Origin of the sequence: Aldersonia sp. NBC_00410, assembly GCF_026342035.1 — a bacterium.
Lineage (GTDB): Bacteria > Actinomycetota > Actinomycetes > Mycobacteriales > Mycobacteriaceae > Aldersonia.
Genome location: NZ_JAPENM010000009.1, coordinates 81,479 through 98,925 on the forward strand (window position 1 = coordinate 81,479; position 17,447 = coordinate 98,925).

Genomic DNA, 17,447 nt, shown 5'->3' on the forward strand with positions numbered 1-17,447 from the left:
CTGCAGCGCCCTGGATCGTGTGCGGCGCCGCAGAAGTTGTGCGGCGCGGGGGTTCCGCGCCCGGAACAGCGCCGGCGCGCGCGGTTACGGCCAGAGGTCCTGCGCGGACCAGGCGCCGCCCGCGCGGGTGAACCGTCGCCGCAGGTGCCGCCTGCCGGGGTCGGCCTGCCAGAATTCGACGCTGTCGGCCTCGATCCGCCAGACCTGCCAGTGGTCTGGCACCAGCCACGGCTCGTCCAGCAATCGCTGTTGCGCCGCCGCCACCGCGTCCGTGTACTCCCGCTCGTCGGCGAGCGGTTCGCTCTGCCTGCTCGCCATCGCCACCGCCTGCGCGATCTCGGACCGGTTGTGGAAGTCGCGCGTCGCGGCATCGTGTCCCGCGGGCCGGGCCGGGCCGGTGATCCGCACCTGCCTGCCCTGCTCGCGCCAGTAGAACGTCAGGGCGGCCTTCGGGTTCGCGTGCAGCGCGCGACCTTTCGGCGAGAAGTCCGGACCGGACACCGACCAGCCGAGCTCGTTCACATCACGCAACATCAGCACCCGGGCCTGCGGCGTCCCATCCGGGTCGACGGTGGACAGCGTCCCGACGTGCGGTTCGGGGATGCCGCCGGTCGCCGCCGCCTCCAGCCACGCCACGAACGCCCGATGCGGATCGGCGTCCGGCGGTGGGAGTCCACCGGGCGGCCGGATGTGCGCGAACGGCAGCGAACGCAGCCACGCGCGGGTATCGGAGTACGACTCGCGACCCGGCTCCATCACGCCGAGGCAGGCGGCTGCGCGACCGGGCCCCAGCGGTTCGACGTCAGCCGGAAACCCGGCAGATCGGTGATCGAATAGACCACCTCGTAGGTGCGGGCGTAGCCGGTGTGCAGGATCTTCCACTGCCCGTCCCGCCCACGCACATAGCGATCGTCGTAGTAGGCGGCACCGCGCATCAGCATGTTGTGTTCGGGGATGAGCACCGTGTCGGACTGATACCAGATCCCGGTCGCGGTGTCGCCGTCGACGTCGATCTCGGGATGGTCGCAGTGGTGTTCGGTGATCACGCGCGGGCCGAGCGTGTTACGCATGAAGCCGATGAACGCGTCCCTGGACTCGAATTGGAGGTATTCGCTGTAGGTAGCGGTCGCCTCGGGCAGCATCGTCTCGCCGAGGTCGTCCCACGCCTTGGTGTCGAGTGCGCGCAGATACCGGTACTTGAGCCGACCGATCTCGTACACGGCTTCGAGATCCATGGATCTACTGTCTCATCATCGGGCCTGATTGAGAGGTTGTTTTGCCCGCCTCGCTCAGTCCTGCAGAAGTGGTTCGGCGGCGAATGCGTCGAGTGTGAAGCAGGTCTGGCAGAAATCGGTGCCGAAATCGGTCAACCGCAGACTCTTCCGGACGACCTTCGGCGCGCGGCCCGCCTTGCGACGGGCCTCCTCCACCATCGGCTGTACCTCGAGCACCATGTACCGGCCCAGCTCCACCGGGTCGGCGGACACCTCGGCGAGGCCGAGCCGCGTGAGGTTGATCACGTAGGAGCGGGACCGGGCGAGATGCCGGACGCCGGCCTGCTCGGGGATCGACGTCAAGTCACCGGCGATCAGCTCCGACCCGATGCCGAGCGGGCGATTGGTGCGCACGTCGACGGTGGGCTGCGGACCGTTGAGCGCCAGGAAGCGCAGCATCCGGGCCTCGTCCGGCGCGAGTTCGCCCAGCATCCGGTCGTAGGCGGGGTGCACGTCGTCGGTGAAGTACACGTCGGCCGACATCGCGAGCAGTGCGTCACCACGCCGGCGCAGGTCCGCGGCGGTGGCGGACTCGAGCGCACGCCGCGCCGTCTCCGTGCTGGACCCCTGCGGGATCGTGGTCGGCACGTAGCTGACGATCTCGCGCACCGAACCCTCGGTGACGCCGAGCGCGGTCTGTGCGAGCGCCCGCAACGAGTTCGACGCGCGCTCGGCGATCTCGGCGGAGGTCTCGCCCTCGATCGCCGCCTGCGCGATCTGCCGCGTGACTTCGAGCGAGGTGCCCGCCACCCACTGCGTGCCGCGCACCGCGGTACCGACCGCGAGCCCGGCGGCCCGGAACGCACCACGCAACACGCGCGCCTCGGTGCTGATCTGCCGCTCGACCGCTTTCGGCTGCGGACGCGCCAACTCGGTGGACTCACCGGTGGTGCCGGTGTCGACCGCGCCGGTCTTCCCGGTCTCCGCGCTCTCGTCGGGATCGCTCACGTCACACTCCGAAGATCGCCAGGTGGATGAAGCCGCCGATCGAGCCGAGGACGGCACCGTGCACGAACAGCAACCACTCGTCCTGCTTGGTCGCCGAGCGCAGCAGGTCTACGAAGTCTTCCAGACTCAGTTTCTCCATTTGCTGCGCGATGAAGCTACGGATCCGGCCGGCCTGCTTCTCGGCGAACGCGCGGTCGGTCATCGCGTCGGTGGCGAAGTCGAGCGCCACCGGCGCCAACGCGGATTGGATGCGGTCGTACTCGTTGCTGCCCAGCGACATCACCACCGCGAGCCGGGCGCGACCGATGGCGCGGTCGACCGAATCGCGCATCACGCTGTCGAGCATCTGCAGCGTCCGGTCGGAGCGCGAACCGCGCAGTAGCTCGTTGGCCATGTTCTCGGTGGTGATGACGTCGTCGGCGATGATGTCGGCGAAGCCCGCGATGATCTCGGTGCGCCGCTTGAGCATCAGGCCCTGCCGCCACGGCACGTACCACTTGGGGTGCAGCGGCTCGTAGATCATGTTGATGCCGACCCAGTTGACCACGTACCCGATCACCACGCCGCCGACCGGGAGCACCCACCAGTACGGCGCCACGTGCAGCAGCGCGACGAGCACGAAACCCATCGGGTAACCGAAGTAGAAGCCGAAGTTCTGCATGAACCGCAGCTCCTTGGCCCCCATCTCGCGAAAGATGCTGTTGAGCAGCTTCGGGTTCTCGGTGAGATGCCGGATCGCCATCCACTTCGGGTCGACGAGGTCCTCGATGTGGTCACCGAGCGTGGCGGTGATCTTGCTGGCGTTAGCCGGCAGCTCGCTTTCGACCTTGCGGTACACCGCTTCCCGGGCGAACGAGGGCAGGTTGCGCCACAGCCGCGGGCTCTCGCGCGCCACGATGCGGTCCACCACGCCGCGGATCTCGGGTCGCGCGACCTCGACGAAATGCTCGGCGATGCTGTCCGGGTCGAGTTCGCGATAGAAATCGCCCACGCTGCCGAGCTTGGCGATGCTCTTGTCCACCGCGATGCTCGCCATCTTCTCCGCGCGCGAGGGAACCATCCCCTGCCAGCCCATCCTTCGGCCGTCGGGTGAGTAGATCGGCAGGATCTGGATGCGGCGGTGGAAGTACGGGTAGATCAGTTCGAGGCCGGGCACGCGGACGCCGTGGAACTTCAACGGCTCGAACAACATCAGGACACCCGTCCAGTTCGTGACGTAGCCGATGATGCCGGTGAACAACGGGATCGTGATGAGATCCATCAGCAGTTTGTGGTCTACGTCGCCCACCTCCCCTCGACGCCATTTGCGCGGCAGATCCGCCAGACATACCGGATCGCTGTTCCCCCGCTACCGTGACGCGTCCCGAAGGCTACCGTGCGGCCGGTCACGGTTTGCCGCCGGTGTGGCGCGCGGCGCGGCCCGGAATCACTCGTGCGCGGCGGCGAGTTCGAGCCAGCGCTCCTCGGCGGATTCCTTTTCCGCGACGACCCGTTTGAGCTCGGCATCGAGTGTGGCGAGCCGGTCCGGATCGGTGGCCGCCTCGGCGAGTTGTTCATGCAGCACTCGTTCCCGATCGTCGAGTCGCGCAATCGTCCGTTCGAGGCGGCCGAGTTCCTTGCGGGCGGTGCGCTGGGCGGCCGCGCCGATCGTGGGAGGCGCACTGGCCGTGCCGCTCGGCGCGGCACCGGCTGTCCGCGCCGGGCGAATCGGGTTGCTCCGGCGCCGGCGTAGGTACTCCTCGATCCCGCCCGGCAGGTTGGTCAGCCCGCCGTCGCCGAACAGCGCCCACGTGCTGTCACAGATGCGCTCGATCAGGTATCGGTCGTGACTGATCACCACGAGCGTGCCCGGCCAGCCGTCGAGCAGATCCTCGAGCTGCTGCAGCGTGTCGATATCGAGGTCGTTGGTCGGCTCGTCGAGCAGCAGCACATTCGGCTCGGCCATCAGGATCCTGGTGAGCTGCAGCCTGCGCCGCTCGCCACCGGACAGGTCGCCCACCGGTGTGCGCTGGCGGGCCGGGGTGAACCCGAGCCGCTCGGCGAGCTGACCGGCGGAGATCTCCTTGTCGCCGATCATGGTGCGTTCGGCGATGTCCTGCACCGCCTCGAGCACCCGCATGCCGATGGGCAGGTCGTCGAGTTCCTGGCGCAGCCACCCGATCTGGACCGTCTTGCCCTGTACCCGTTTGCCCGCGGCGAGCGTCGTGTCGCCGGCAAGGGCGCGCAGCAATGTCGTCTTGCCCGATCCGTTGACGCCGACCAGGCCGACCCGCTCGCCGGGCGCGAGCCGCCAGGTCAGGTCGTCGACGAGCACCCGGTCATCCGGCGTGGTCAGCCGCACGTCCTCCAGCTCGATCACGATCTTGCCGAGCCGACGGCGGGCGAATGCGGACAACTGCACGCTGTCGCGCGGCGGCGGAACGTCCGCGATCAGCGCCTCGGCCGCCTCCACCCGGTAACGCGGCTTCGACGTGCGGGCCTGCGGTCCGCGGCGCAACCAGGCCAACTCCTTGCGCGCGAGATTGCGTCGCTTCGACTCCGCCGAATCGGATTGGCGGGCCCGTTCCGCGCGCGCGAAGATCCAGTCGCCGTAGCCGCCCTCGTAGGACTCCACCCGACCGCCGACGACCTCCCAGGTACTGGTGGCGATCGTGTCGAGGAACCAGCGATCGTGGGTGACGACGACGAGCGCGCTGCGCCGGGCGAGCAGATGCTCGGCGAGCCACTGCACGCCCTCGACGTCGAGATGGTTGGTCGGCTCGTCGAGGACGAGCAGGTCCAGGTCCTGCACCAGCGCCGCGGCGAGCGCGACGCGACGGCGTTCGCCACCGGACAGGTCGTCGATCGGGGTGTCCATCCCGAGCCCGGAAATACCAATCCCGGACAGCACGTTGCGAATCCGGGCGTCGCCGGCCCATTCGTGTTCGGCATCGCCGAGCTCGGCGAGCACCACCTCGCCCACCGACGCGCCCGGCGGCAGTACCCCGCGCTGGGTGACGACCGCCATCCGCAACCCACCGACCCGGCTCACCCGGCCCGAATCGGGTTCGGCGACACCGGAAAGCACCTCGAGCAGCGTGGTCTTGCCGCCGCCGTTGAGGCCGACGACGCCGATCCGGTCACCCTCATGGATGCCGAGCGACACCGCGTCGAGCAGTGGGCGCACGCCGAAGGACTTGGAGACCTGCTCCAGATTGATCAGGTTGGTCACGCCCGGTATCCGTCCTCATCGATGACGCGGGTGCCCTGGGTGGGCCCGGTGGCCAGTCGCACCGAGCGGCACACCCCCGCGCCGGAAAGCTCCGCGCCGACGGCGACCGCATTGTCGTGATCGGCACACAGGAACGCGCATGTCGGCCCAGAGCCGGACACGATGCCGGCCAATGCACCCGCGGTGATCCCGGCCCGCAAGGTCCGGCGCAGGTCGGGGCGCAGCGAGAGTGCCGCGGCCTGCAGGTCGTTGCCGAGCAGCGGGGCGAGCCGCTCGACGTCGCCCACCGCGAGTGCCTGCATCAGGTCCTGCGCTTCGCCGAGCCGCGGCGGCTGCCCGCGACCGCGCAGTTTGTCCAGCTCGCGGTACACCTCGGGCGTGCTGAGTCCGCCCTTGGCGAGCGCGATCACCCAGTGAAACGTGTTGCGCGACAGCACCGGCAGCAGCTTCTCGCCGCGCCCGGTGCCGAGTGCCGTGCCACCGTGCAGTGAAAACGGCACGTCACTGCCGAGTTCGAGCGCGATCTCGGCGAGGTTTTCGCGGCCGAGATCGAGCTGCCACAGTTCGTTCAGCCCGACCAGCACGGCGGCCGCGTCCGCGCTGCCCCCGGCCATCCCACCGGCGACCGGGATGCCCTTGTCGATGACGATGTCCACCAGCGGCTCGCGTTCGGCGTGGCGAGCGAGCAGGGTCGCGGCCCGCCAGGCCAGGTTGCGGTCGTCGGTCGGCACCTCGCGGGCGCCCTCGCCGCGCACCTGCACCGACAACGTGCTCGACGGCACCATGTGCACCTGGTCGGACAGCGACAGCGCCTGAAACACGGTGCTGAGTTCGTGGTAGCCGTCGGGCCGTAGCTCGCCCACCGCAAGGTGCAGGTTCACCTTGGCGGGTGCCCGGACGATGACGGGCGTTGGCACGACTGACAGCACGATGTAAGAGCCTAAGTGTCTCGGGCACCAGTACCCGAATCGACCACGGCGCGCTAGGCGCCGCGCAACTCCCGTTTCAGCAGCTTGCCGCTCTGATTGCGGGGCAATTCGTCGACGAAGGTCACTCGCTTGGGCACCTTGAACGGCGCCAGCCGAGCCCTCACGTGCGCGATGATCTCGTCCTCGGTCACGGTGACGTCCGGGCGCAGCACGACGACAGCGGTGACCGCCTCGATCCATTTCTCGTCGGGAGTGCCGATCACCGCGACCTCGGCAACGCCGTCGTGGGTGTAGATCGCGTCCTCGACCTCGCGCGAGGCGACCAGGACACCACCGGTGTTGATGACGTCCTTGATCCGGTCCACCACGGTGATGTAGCCCTGCTCGTCGCGGGTCACCAGGTCACCGGAGTGGAACCAGCCGTCGCGGAACGCCTCCGCGGTGGCGTTGGGCTTGTCCCAGTAGCCGACGCACAGTTGCGGCGAGCGGTACAGCACCTCGCCCTGCGTGCCGGGCGCAACGTCGTTGCCGTCGGGGTCGACCACCCGGGTTTCCACGAAGAACACCGGGGTGCCGCACGACGCCGGCCGCTCCTCGTGTTCCTCGGGCCGTAGCACGGTGGCCAACGGACCGATTTCGGATTGCCCGAAGCAGTTGTAGAAGCCGAGCTCCGGATAACGGCTGCGCAGCCGCTCCAGCACGGTGACCGGCATGATCGACGCGCCGTACTGGGCCTTGCGCAGCGACGACAGGTCGCGCCGATCCAGATCGGGGTGTCCGGCCAGCGGCACCCATACCGTCGGCGCCAGGAACAGCGAGCCGATCCGCTCGGCCTCGATGCGGCGCAGAATCTCGGGCACGTCGGGCGCTTCCATCAGTCGCACGGTGGCGCCGATCGCCAGGTACGGCAGCGCGAACACGTGCATCCCGGCCGAGTGATACAGCGGCATCGCGATCAGCGGGTCGTCGTCGTCGGCGAGGTCGAGCGCGAGCAGCGTCGAGACGTATTCGTGCACCAGCGCGGAGTGCGTCATCATCGCGCCCTTGGGTTTCGACGTGGTGCCCGAGGTGTAGAGCAGCTGGGCCAGGTCGGTCGAGTTCACCGCCGCCTCGAAATCGGGCACCTCCCCGGTCCTTGCGATCTCGACCAGCGAATCGCTCCCGTCGCGCAGCGGCACGACAGTCTCGATATCGAGGCCGGCCAGCACCGCGTCCAGCGCCGCCCGCTGCGCCGGATCCACCAGAACGACACGGCTGCCGGATTGGCCGATCAGGTAGCCGAGTTCCTCGCCGCGCAACGCGTAGTTCACCGGGACGTGCACCAGCCCGGCTCGGGCGCAGGCGAGGAAGCCGATCAGGTAGGCGTCGGAGTTGACCCCGAACGCGGCTACCCGATCACCGAGACCGAGCCCGAGCGCGGTCAGCGCGGCGGCGGCCCTGCTGACGGCGTCGTCGAGCTCGCGGTAGGTCCACTCCCGATCGGCGAACAGCAGCGCTCGGCGCTGCGGCGTGCGTGCGGCCGAGCGGCGCAGCACGGCATCGACGGTCGTGGAGCGCGGATCCAGGGTCATGCCTCGCACCCTAATCACGGGCGCGGGCGCCGAACATGGCTTCGCGATTGCGGACTGTAGTCGTCCGCAATCGGTGGCATCGTGGAGCCATGTTGGAGACGTCCGCTCGCCTGCTTCGGCTGCTCACGCTGCTGCAGACCCGCAAGGAATGGTCCGGCGCGGAACTCGCCGATCGCCTCGACGTCACCGCGCGCACGGTGCGCCGCGACGTGGACAAGCTGCGTGACCTCGGCTATCCGGTGAACGCGGCCGTCGGTGTCGGCGGCGGGTATCAGCTCGGCGCGGGTGCGGAGATGCCGCCGCTGCTGCTCGACGACGACGAGGCGCTCGCGGTGGCGTTCGGGTTGCAGTCGGGTGCGACCGGCCCGGTCATCGGCATCGGCGAACCGTCCCTGCGCGCGCTGACCAAGCTGCGCCAGGTGATGCCGTCCCGGTTGCAGCACCGACTCGACGCCCTCTCGGTCGACATCGTGGCGCGACCGGAGGCGAAATCCGCGGTGGACGCCACGCTGCTCGCAACCGTCGCGTCGGTCTGCCATGCCCGCGAGCGGCTGCGCTTCGACTACCGGCGCCACGACGGCGAACAGATGCGCCGCGAGGTCGAGCCGTATCGGCTGGTCCGCTCGGGCGCGCGCTGGTACCTGATGGCGTGGGATCTCGGTCGCGACGACTGGCGTTCGTTCCGGGTGGACCGGATGATCCCGAAGATCCCGACCGGGCCGCGGTTCACCCCGCGCGATCTGCCCGAGGGCGGCGCGGCGGCGTTCGTGGCCAGCGGAATCAGCCGCGCCACCACGCAAGCCCGCGCGCGGGTCCGGCTGCACGCGCCGATCGAACGGATCGCGGAAATGGTGCACGACGAGTGGGGCACCCTGGAGGGTGGCGATTCGGACAGCTGTGTCGTATCACTGGGGTCGGACTCGCAGGCCTCGCTCGCGAAGTGGCTCTCGGCGTTCGACGTGCCGTTCACCGTGCTCGAACCGGCCGAACTGCGGGAGGAATGCCGTCGCCTCGCGCAGCGGCACACGCTGCTCGCGCAGCGCTACACCGAGGCGTGAACTCCTTGCGGGAGGTACCCCAGGGGGGTACCGTTGAGGTGACGGAACCTCGACATCGTTTGCGCTAAGGAGATCGACGTGACCACCTCGACCTACACCGTCACCGGGATGACGTGCGGGCACTGCGTGAGCGCGGTGCGCGAGGAAGTCGGTCGGATCCCGGGCGTCGAATCGGTGGACGTCGACCTCACCAGCGGCCGGGTCGTCGTGGAAAGCGCTGCGCCACTGACCGATTCCGATGTGCTCGCGGCGGTCGACGAAGCGGGCTACGAAGCCGTACCTGCGTAGATGTCCACCACAGCACCTGTCCGCAGCGTCGACCTCGCGATCACCGGCATGACGTGCGCGTCGTGCGCGGCGCGCGTGGAGAAGCGGCTCAACAAACTCGACGGCGTGCAGGCCTCGGTCAACTTCGCAACCGAGACCGCCACCGTGCACTGCCCACCGCAACTCGACGACGCGGCACTCGTCGCGCAGGTCGAGAGCGCGGGCTACGGTGCCGCACCGGCCGAATCCGCGACCGAAGGCCCCGACGACCTCGCGAGCCTGCGCTTGCGACTCATCGTCGGCGCGGTGCTCGCGGTGCCGGTGATCGCGCTCGCGATGGTGCCGTCCTGGCAGTTCACCGGCTGGCAGTGGGTGTCGTTGGCGCTCGCGACGCCGGTCGTCACCTGGGCGGCCTGGCCGTTCCACCGCGCCACCTGGGCGAACCTGCGCCACGGCGCGGCAACGATGGACACGCTGATCTCACTCGGCACGGTGTCCGCATATCTGTGGTCGCTCTACGCGCTGGTGTTCGGCTCGGCGACCGACCACCCCTCGCACGGCTTCGAGCTGACCATCGACCGTGCGGACGCATCGGCGAACGTGTACTTCGAGGTCGCCGCGGGTGTCGTCGTGTTCATCCTGGCCGGCCGCTATTTCGAGATGCGCGCCAAGCGCAACGCCGGCTCGGCGTTGCGGCGGCTGCTCGAACTCGGCGCGAAGGATGCCGCGGTGCTGCGCAACGGCCGCGAGGAACGGATCCCGGTCGCGCAACTGCGGGTCGACGACGAGTTCGTCGTCCGCCCCGGCGAACGGATCGCCACCGACGGCGTCGTGGTGTCGGGCAGCTCGGCCATCGACACCAGCGTGCTCACCGGGGAGTCGATGCCGGTGGAGGTCGGCGACGGCGACACGGTTGCCGGTGCCACCGTCAACGTCGGCGGGCTACTGCGAGTGCGGGCGTCCCGGGTCGGCCGGGACACCCAGCTCGCCCGGATGGCGGCACTCGTCACCCAGGCGCAGAGCGGCAAGGCGCCGGTGCAGCGGCTCGCCGACCGCATCTCCGCGGTCTTCGTGCCGGTCGTCATCGCAATCGCGCTGGCCACGCTGGTCGGCTGGCTCATCGCCGGGGACCCGGCACAGGCCGCCTTCGGTGCCGCGGTGGCGGTGCTGATCATCGCGTGCCCGTGCGCACTCGGGTTGGCGACGCCGATGGCACTGCTCGTCGGCACGGGCCGGGGCGCACAGCTCGGCATCATCATCCGCAGCCCGGAGATCCTCGAATCCACCCGCCGCGTCGACACCGTCGTGCTGGACAAGACCGGCACCGTCACGACCGGACGAATGAGCCTGGTCGACATCATCGGGCCCGATCGCGACGAGTTGCTCCGGTTCGGTGCGGCGGTCGAGTCCGGCTCCGAACACCCGGTCGCGCGGGCCATCGTGGCCGCCGCGGAGGACGACCTGCCCCCGGTGGCCGAATTCCGTGCACATGGCGGGCTGGGCGTCGAAGGCATCATCGAGGGCCGGAAGGTGCTCGTCGGCCGGCTCGCGTTGCTCACCGAACAGGGCCTGGACGCGGGCGACGAGGCGCGCGCGGCCATGGCGGATGCGGAGCGACTCGGCCGCACGGCCGTGGCGGTGGGCTGGGATGGCCGCGCCCGCGGCGTGTTCGTGGTCGCCGACGCGGTCAAGGACACCAGCGCCGAGGCGGTGCGCAACCTGCGCCGGCTTGGGCTGACCCCGGTGCTACTGACCGGCGACCACGAGGTGACCGCGCAGGCCGTCGCCGATCAGGTCGGCATCGACACGGTGATCGCGGGCGTGCTGCCGAGCGACAAGGTCGACACCGTGCGCGGCCTGCAGGAACAGGGCAAGGCCGTTGCCATGGTGGGCGACGGCGTCAACGATGCGGCCGCGCTCGCCCAGGCGGATCTGGGCCTGGCGATGGGCACCGGCACCGATGCCGCCATCGAGGCGAGCGATCTGACGCTGGTCCGCGGTGACCTGCGTAGCGCCGCGGACGCGATCCGGCTCTCGCGCCGCACGCTCGCGACGATCAAGGGCAACCTGGTGTGGGCGTTCGGCTACAACGTGGCCGCGATCCCGCTCGCGGCGGCGGGCCTACTCAACCCGATGCTGGCGGGCGCGGCGATGGCACTGTCGAGTGTGTTCGTGGTGACGAACAGCCTGCGGTTGCGCCGCTTCAGGTAGCGGTGCCCTCGAATCGGGTGGCGGCGAGCCGAACGAAGGCGGCGGTATCGAGCGTTTCCCCGCGCGCAGACGGCTCGATACCGGCGGCAAGGAGATAGCGCTCGGCCTCGGCGGGCGACCCGGCCCAGCCCGCGAGAGCGGCCCGCAATGTCTTGCGCCGCTGCGCGAACGCGGCGTCCACCACCGCGAAGACACGCTTGCGGTGCTCGTCGTCGATCGGCCACGGCGGTTCGGCGTACCGATCGACGCGCACCAGACCGGACTCGACCTGCGGCACCGGCCAGAACACCTGCCTGCCCACCGCACCCGCGCGGCGCACCGTGCCGAAGAACCCGGCCTTCACGCTCGGCACGCCGTAGATCTTGCTGCCGGGCGCGGCCGCGAGCCGGTCGGCCACCTCGGCCTGCACCATCACCAATGTGGTGCGGATACTCGGGAACTCGGCGAGCAGGGTCAGCAGCACCGGCACCGCGACGTTGTAGGGCAGGTTCGCGACCAGCGCGGTCGGCGCTTCCGGAATATCGGCGGCATGCACCCGCAGCGCGTCGGCCCGAACCACCTGCAGGTTGCCCGCGAGGTCCGGAGCCCGGTCGGCGACCGTGGTCGGCAGGCGTCCGGCCAGGACCGGGTCGATCTCGACGGCCACCACCGAACCGGCCACGTCGAGCAGCGCCAGCGTCAGCGAACCGAGACCAGGGCCGACCTCCAGGACCCGGTCCGCACTGCCGACCCCGGCCGTCGCGACGATGCGCCGCACGGTGTTGGCGTCGTGGACGAAGTTCTGGCCGAGCGTCTTCGTCGGGCGCACCCCGAGTTCGGCGGCGAGCGCACGAACTTCGGCTGGACCGAGCAAAGCGGCGGGCACCGGGAGAATCTAACCGATGGGTCGATTATCCCGGTGCCCGCCGCGGCAAGCTGCTGGTTCGTTACCGGTATCCGAGCCGGCTGGTGCAGGCCGGCCAGGCACCCCAGCCCTGACGGTCCCGGGTGACCGAGGCGACTGCGATCTGCTCTTCGCGGGTGGCGAGGTCGGCGCGCGGTGCGTAGCGCAGCCCGCCCTGGCGCTCCCAGGTGTTCTGATCGAACTGCACACCGCCGTAGAAGCCGTTGCCGGTGTTGATGTGCCAGTTGCCGGTCGCCTCGCACTGCGCGAGCGCGTCCCAGGTCGCACCGTCGGAAACCGCCGGCACCTCGGTGCCCGGCTTGGTGCCCTTGCGGACGGTCTTCGGCTGCGCGGGGACGGTGACGTTCGCGCCGACCGGGTTGCGGCCGATCTCCTGGCCGTTGACCAGGTTCACTGCGAAAGTGACGTCCTGCACGCCCGGCACGCCCGGGTTCTCCACCACGGTGCGGCTCTGGTTCAGGGTCGGGTCCTCGATGACGTTCTCCGGCGGCGCGAGCGGCACGGTCTCGAGGCGGGTCTCGGTGCGGTTGCGGGTGACCGCGATCTGCAGGCCGTCGGTCAGCGGCGCGTCCGGGGCCGGGACGACGGTGTCGCCCTGCTGGAGCGGGGCGCCCTTCGCGGCGAGGAACTCACCGACTGTGGGTGCGGCGAGGCGCACATCGGTGGGTGCGGCGGCACCGTCGAGCAGGCGGACGTTGCGCGCGTTGAGCACGTCGAGCACGGCGCCGTCGAGCGGGAGGCGCTGGCCGCGCGATGCCGAGACGTGTACGTCGCCGGCGAGCTGGAACTGGTTGAGTGCCTCGTCGACGGTCTGCGCGGTGGTCCAGACCTTGCGCTCCTGCCCGTCCACGGTCAGGTCGACCTCGCGGGCCCGGCGCAGAACGACGGTGTCGCCGTCGTGGACATCCGAATCAGGGGACGGCGCGACGACGTCGCGCTCGCTCGGCGTGTAGCCGGCGGCCTTCAAGGCACCCTCGACATCGCCGCTCATGGTGCCGACCGACGTCTTCTCGCCGTCGACATCCACCGTGACGGTCTTGTGCTCGGCGACCGCTACCGCGCCGCCGACACCGAGGGTGACGAGCACTCCCGCGAGCGATGCGTAGAGCATTGGGGAGCGTGCGTTGTTGATACGTGAAAGTGCCGCCATAATCACGAGACGATAACGACGCAGATAAGGCGTGGCAACTCATAGCCGCTCACCTCGCCGTTTAATCATTACGAAACGGTAATAGTCACCTTTTGACAATCACAACCGAATACTGGCGAATGTCCCAGGTCAGCGCAGTTTGTACACGCGTTGCGCATTCTGAGTGCACAGTTGCGCGAGTTCTTCGGGATTTTGATCACGTACGGCGGCCAGTGCCCGCACCGTGTAGGGCAGGCAGTACGGCTCGTTCGGGGCACCGCGGAACGGATGCGGGGTCAGAAAGGGCGCGTCCGTTTCGACGAGGATCTGCTCGTCCGGCACGATCTTCGCGGCCTCGCGCAGGTCACGGGCATTCTTGAAACTCACCGTGCCGGCGAAGCTGAGCACGTAACCCTCCTCGACACAGGCAGTTGCCATATTCGCGTCCGAGGAGAAGCAGTGGAAGATGACCGTGTCCGGGGCGCCCTCGTCCAGCAGCACGGTCAATAAATCGTGATCCGCCTCACGGTTGTGGATCATCAGCGGCTTTTTGACCCGCTTGGCCAGGTCGATATGCCAGCGGAATGCCTCGATCTGCTCCTCGATCTCGGCACAGCCCTCCAGCTTTCCCGGCCAGTAGTAGTCCATGCCGGTCTCCCCGACCGCGACCACCCGCGGATCGCGGACGAGCCGTTCCAATTCGGACTTCGCCGCGTCGTCGAGCACATTCGCCCGGGTCGGGTGCAGGGCAGTTGCGGCGTACACCCGCTCGTCCCAATGCGCCGCCTCGACCGCGAACCGGGCAGCGGCCAGGTCATCGGCGATGGTCACCACCCGACCGACACCGACCGACTCGGCGCGGTCCACAATCTGCTTGACCGACTCCGCGTCGGTCGCACCGCACGCGTCGAGGTGGGTGTGCGCGTCGATCAGCGGCGCAAGCGGCTCGGGCAGATCGGGCGCGGGGCGGGTTCCATCAGGCACGCGATTAAAGTAGTCGCCATCATGAGCACAGCGGAGAAGCCACCCTTCTACATCACGACCGCGATCGCGTACCCGAACGGCGCCCCGCATATCGGGCACGCCTACGAGTACGTCTCCTCGGACGCGATCGCCCGGTTCAAGCGTCTCGACGGTTTCGACGTGTTCTTCATGACCGGCACCGACGAGCACGGCCAGAAGATGCAGCAGACCGCGGTGGCCGAGGGCATCCCGGTCGAGCAGCTCGCCGCACGCAACTCGGACGCGTTCGAGGCGATGGACAAGGTGCTCGACATCTCGTTCGACCGGTTCATCCGCACCACCGACGCGGACCATCAGCTCGCGTGCGCGGAGATCTGGAACCGGATGCTCGCCAACGACGACATCTACCTCGACACCTACGCCGGCTGGTACTCGGTGCGCGACGAAGCGTTCTACACCGAGGGTGAGACGACGCTGCTCGACGACGGCACCCGCATCTCGACCGAGAGCAAGACGCCGGTCACCTGGACCGAGGAGTCGAGCTACTTCTTCCGGCTCTCGGCCTATCAGGACAAGCTGCTCGCGCTCTACGAGGACCGGCCCGAGTTCCTCGAACCGGCGACGCGGCGCAACGAGATCGCCAACTTCGTGCGCAGCGGGCTCAAGGACCTGTCCATCTCGCGCACCACGTTCGACTGGGGTGTGCCGGTGCCCGGCCATCCCGAGCACGTCATGTACGTCTGGGTCGACGCGCTGACCAACTACATCACCGGGGTCGGCTTCCCGGACACCGCATCCGCGGCCTTCCAGCGCTTCTGGCCCGCCGACCTGCACATCATCGGCAAGGACATCACCCGCTTCCACGCCGTCTACTGGCCCGCGTTCCTCATGTCCGCGGGGATCGAGCTGCCCAAGCGCGTTTTCGTGCACGGGTTCCTCTACAACAAGGGCGAGAAGATGTCGAAGTCGGTCGGCAACGTCGTCGACCCGGTCGCCCTGGTGCAGCAGTACGGCCTCGACGCGGTGCGGTTCTTCCTGCTCCGCGAGATCTCCTACGGCCAGGACGGCAGCTACAGCCACGAGGCGATCGTCAACCGGATCAACGCCGATCTCGCCAACGAGCTCGGCAACCTCGCGCAGCGCTCGCTGTCGATGATCGCGAAGAATTGCGACGCCACTGTGCCGACGCCCGGGGAGTTCACCGCCGACGACCGCGCGCTGCTCGACCTCGCGAATGGGCTGCTCGATCGTGTGCGCGCCGAGTTCGACGTGCAGGCACTGCATCTGGCATTGGAGGCGATTTGGCTCGCGCTCGGTGAGACGAACCGGTACTTCTCGGCGCAGGAGCCGTGGAAGCTGCGCAAGACCGACTTCGCCCGGATGGAGACGGTGCTGTACGTGACCATCGAGATGGTGCGGATCGTGTCGATCCTGGTGCAGCCGGTCATGCCGGGGTCGGCGGCCAAACTGCTCGATCTGCTCGCGCAGCAGGGGCGGCAATTCGCCGATATCGCCACGCCGATCACGCCCGGCTTGGAGTTGCCCGCGCCGAGCGGGGTATTTCCGCGCTTCGTCGAGGAGTAGACGCCAACTCCGGGCTGGCCGCTCGAGCCCGGGCATAAGCTTCGATTGTGCGATCGATATTCCGGGCCAGTGTCGGCCTTGCAGTGGCTCTCACCGCGCTGCTCGGCGTATGCGGGATCGCGGACGCCGCACCGACACCGAACTGGTCCGGTCTCGACGTGCGCGAGTACACCGGCCAGGTTCCGCAGGCCGGAACGCTGATCGCGCAGGCAGCATTGGCCCCCGAGCTTGGACTACCGAGTGCCGCCCAGGCCTACCGAATCCACTACTCGACGCCGGATGTCCACGGCGCGCCCGCGACGAGCACCGGCGCGGTGTTCGTGCCCACGAGCGCCCCACCGCCGGGCGGCTACCCGGTGATCGCCTGGGCGCACGGCACAACCGGCCTCGGTGACGACTGCACTCCATCGGCACTGCCGCGCAGCGCACGCGACACGGCGTATCTCTCGCACTGGCTCGACCAGGGGTATGTCGTCGTCTCCACCGATTACGTCGGTCTCGGCACACCGGGGCTGATGAGCTACCTCAGCGGACAGGCCGAGGCGACCTCGATCGTCGACTCCGTCAAGGCTGCGCACCAGCTCGGCCTGCCGCTGGCGAACCGCTGGGCACTCGTCGGCCAATCCCAGGGTGCGGGCGCGGCGCTGAACGCGGCACAACGTGCGAGCGCGCTCTCCGCCGGGACGGACCTGGACTACCGCGGCGTCGTCGCGACCGGCACGCCCGCCAATTTCGAGACCCTCGTCGGACTCGCCGGTCCGGGATTCCCGCCGGTGGCGCTGCCCGCCGCGCTCAACGCGTACACCGGCTACATTTTTGCCGGATTCAGCGATGCGCGACCCGATCTGGACGTGCCGTCCGTGCTGACCCAGGCCGGTCGCGAAGTGCTCAACCAGGCGCGCACCCTCTGCTACGCGGACATGGCGGCGCTGATGTCGAACAAGCAGTTCGGCACGCTGTTCGCCGAGCCGCTCGCCTCGATCCCCGGCGCGCAGGCCGCGCTCGCCGAGTACATGCGAACCCCGTACACCGGCTACGACCGGCCCGTCTTCCTCGGTCAGGGCCTGCGCGACACCGATGTGCCCGCACCGTCGGCGCTGTCCCTGTACGCGCAGATGCTCGCGAACAACCAGCCGGTCGAGCTGCACATCTATCCCGACCAGGACCATTCCGGCACCGTCCTTGCGTCACTGCCGGATTCGACACCGTTCGTCGCGCGGATTCTCGCGCCCTGACCTCACCGCTCGTCGCTCTCGACGACATCCAGCCCCTCGACGTCGTCGGCCCGAACGAGGTGTTCTCGGTCGCGAACAACCTGCTCGCCCGTGCCGGACAACGGTCTCGCGCTCGTGGCGACGGAGGCGCTGCCCGAACAGGGACCGATCGGCACATTGCTGA

The 17,447-nt window shown here is 69.0% G+C and carries 15 protein-coding genes; 5 read left to right on the forward strand and 10 right to left on the reverse strand.

The genetic code is table 11. From position 1 onward, the window contains the following. Positions 1-84: 84 nt before the first annotated feature. The 7 genes from OG921_RS20410 to OG921_RS20440 all read right to left on the reverse strand — a co-directional run bounded on the left by OG921_RS20410 (position 85) and on the right by OG921_RS20440 (position 7,933). Positions 85-756 carry a pyridoxal 5'-phosphate synthase gene (locus OG921_RS20410; RefSeq protein ID WP_266114355.1) on the reverse strand — a complete coding sequence of 224 codons (672 nt, stop codon included), beginning with the start codon at positions 754-756 and terminating at the stop codon, positions 85-87. Further along, the gene (locus OG921_RS20415; protein WP_266114356.1) at positions 756-1,235 is read right to left on the reverse strand and encodes a nuclear transport factor 2 family protein; all 480 of its coding nucleotides are present in this window, start codon (positions 1,233-1,235) and stop codon (positions 756-758) included. The genes OG921_RS20410 and OG921_RS20415 overlap by 1 nt, the downstream gene beginning before the upstream one ends. 54 nt (positions 1,236-1,289) lie before the next feature. Further along, positions 1,290-2,222, reverse strand: a complete 933-nt coding sequence (locus OG921_RS20420) for an Abi-alpha family protein (protein WP_266114357.1) — start codon at positions 2,220-2,222, stop codon at positions 1,290-1,292. 1 nt (position 2,223) lies between these two features. After that, on the reverse strand, positions 2,224-3,483 hold the full coding sequence (locus OG921_RS20425) for a hypothetical protein (protein ID WP_266114358.1): 1,260 nt from the start codon (positions 3,481-3,483) through the stop codon (positions 2,224-2,226). A 165-nt stretch (positions 3,484-3,648) separates the two neighbouring features. Next, on the reverse strand, positions 3,649-5,433 hold the full coding sequence (locus OG921_RS20430) for an ABC-F family ATP-binding cassette domain-containing protein (protein ID WP_266114359.1): 1,785 nt from the start codon (positions 5,431-5,433) through the stop codon (positions 3,649-3,651). Then, complete coding sequence (locus OG921_RS20435; protein ID WP_266114360.1) at positions 5,430-6,362, reverse strand: 4-(cytidine 5'-diphospho)-2-C-methyl-D-erythritol kinase; 933 nt, start codon at positions 6,360-6,362, stop codon at positions 5,430-5,432. The genes OG921_RS20430 and OG921_RS20435 overlap by 4 nt, the downstream gene beginning before the upstream one ends. Before the next feature lie 53 nt (positions 6,363-6,415). After that, complete coding sequence (locus tag OG921_RS20440) at positions 6,416-7,933, reverse strand: fatty acyl-CoA synthetase (protein WP_266114361.1); 1,518 nt, start codon at positions 7,931-7,933, stop codon at positions 6,416-6,418. An 89-nt stretch (positions 7,934-8,022) separates the two neighbouring features. On the opposite strand from OG921_RS20440, the gene OG921_RS20445 reads away from it, so the two are divergent. From OG921_RS20445 to OG921_RS20455, 3 genes are all read left to right on the forward strand, one after another. Beyond that, complete coding sequence (locus OG921_RS20445) at positions 8,023-8,991, forward strand: YafY family protein (RefSeq protein ID WP_266114362.1); 969 nt, start codon at positions 8,023-8,025, stop codon at positions 8,989-8,991. Between the two features lie 78 nt (positions 8,992-9,069). Next, positions 9,070-9,279, forward strand: a complete 210-nt coding sequence (locus OG921_RS20450) for a heavy-metal-associated domain-containing protein (RefSeq protein WP_266114363.1) — start codon at positions 9,070-9,072, stop codon at positions 9,277-9,279. After that, positions 9,280-11,469, forward strand: a complete 2,190-nt coding sequence (locus OG921_RS20455; RefSeq protein WP_266114364.1) for a cation-translocating P-type ATPase — start codon at positions 9,280-9,282, stop codon at positions 11,467-11,469. Here OG921_RS20455 and rsmA read toward each other — a convergent pair. From rsmA to OG921_RS20470, 3 genes are all read right to left on the reverse strand, one after another. Next, a complete protein-coding gene (rsmA, locus tag OG921_RS20460) occupies positions 11,462-12,334 on the reverse strand; it encodes a 16S rRNA (adenine(1518)-N(6)/adenine(1519)-N(6))-dimethyltransferase RsmA (RefSeq protein WP_266114365.1) in 873 nt (290 codons plus the stop codon). The two genes, OG921_RS20455 and rsmA, sit on opposite strands and share 8 nt — an antisense overlap. Before the next feature lie 61 nt (positions 12,335-12,395). Further along, the gene (locus OG921_RS20465) at positions 12,396-13,523 is read right to left on the reverse strand and encodes a resuscitation-promoting factor (RefSeq protein WP_266114366.1); all 1,128 of its coding nucleotides are present in this window, start codon (positions 13,521-13,523) and stop codon (positions 12,396-12,398) included. Positions 13,524-13,652: 129 nt separating this feature from the next. Next, positions 13,653-14,486, reverse strand: a complete 834-nt coding sequence (locus tag OG921_RS20470) for a TatD family hydrolase (RefSeq protein WP_266114367.1) — start codon at positions 14,484-14,486, stop codon at positions 13,653-13,655. Positions 14,487-14,507: 21 nt separating this feature from the next. Here OG921_RS20470 and metG point away from each other — a divergent pair, with 21 nt between their 5' ends. Next, positions 14,508-16,049 (forward strand): methionine--tRNA ligase, encoded by a 1,542-nt coding sequence (metG, locus tag OG921_RS20475; protein WP_266114368.1) that lies wholly within the window; start codon positions 14,508-14,510, stop codon positions 16,047-16,049. Positions 16,050-16,096: 47 nt separating this feature from the next. Next, positions 16,097-17,284 (forward strand): S9 family peptidase, encoded by a 1,188-nt coding sequence (locus tag OG921_RS20480; RefSeq protein ID WP_266114369.1) that lies wholly within the window; start codon positions 16,097-16,099, stop codon positions 17,282-17,284. The last annotated feature ends 163 nt before the right edge of the window (positions 17,285-17,447 follow it).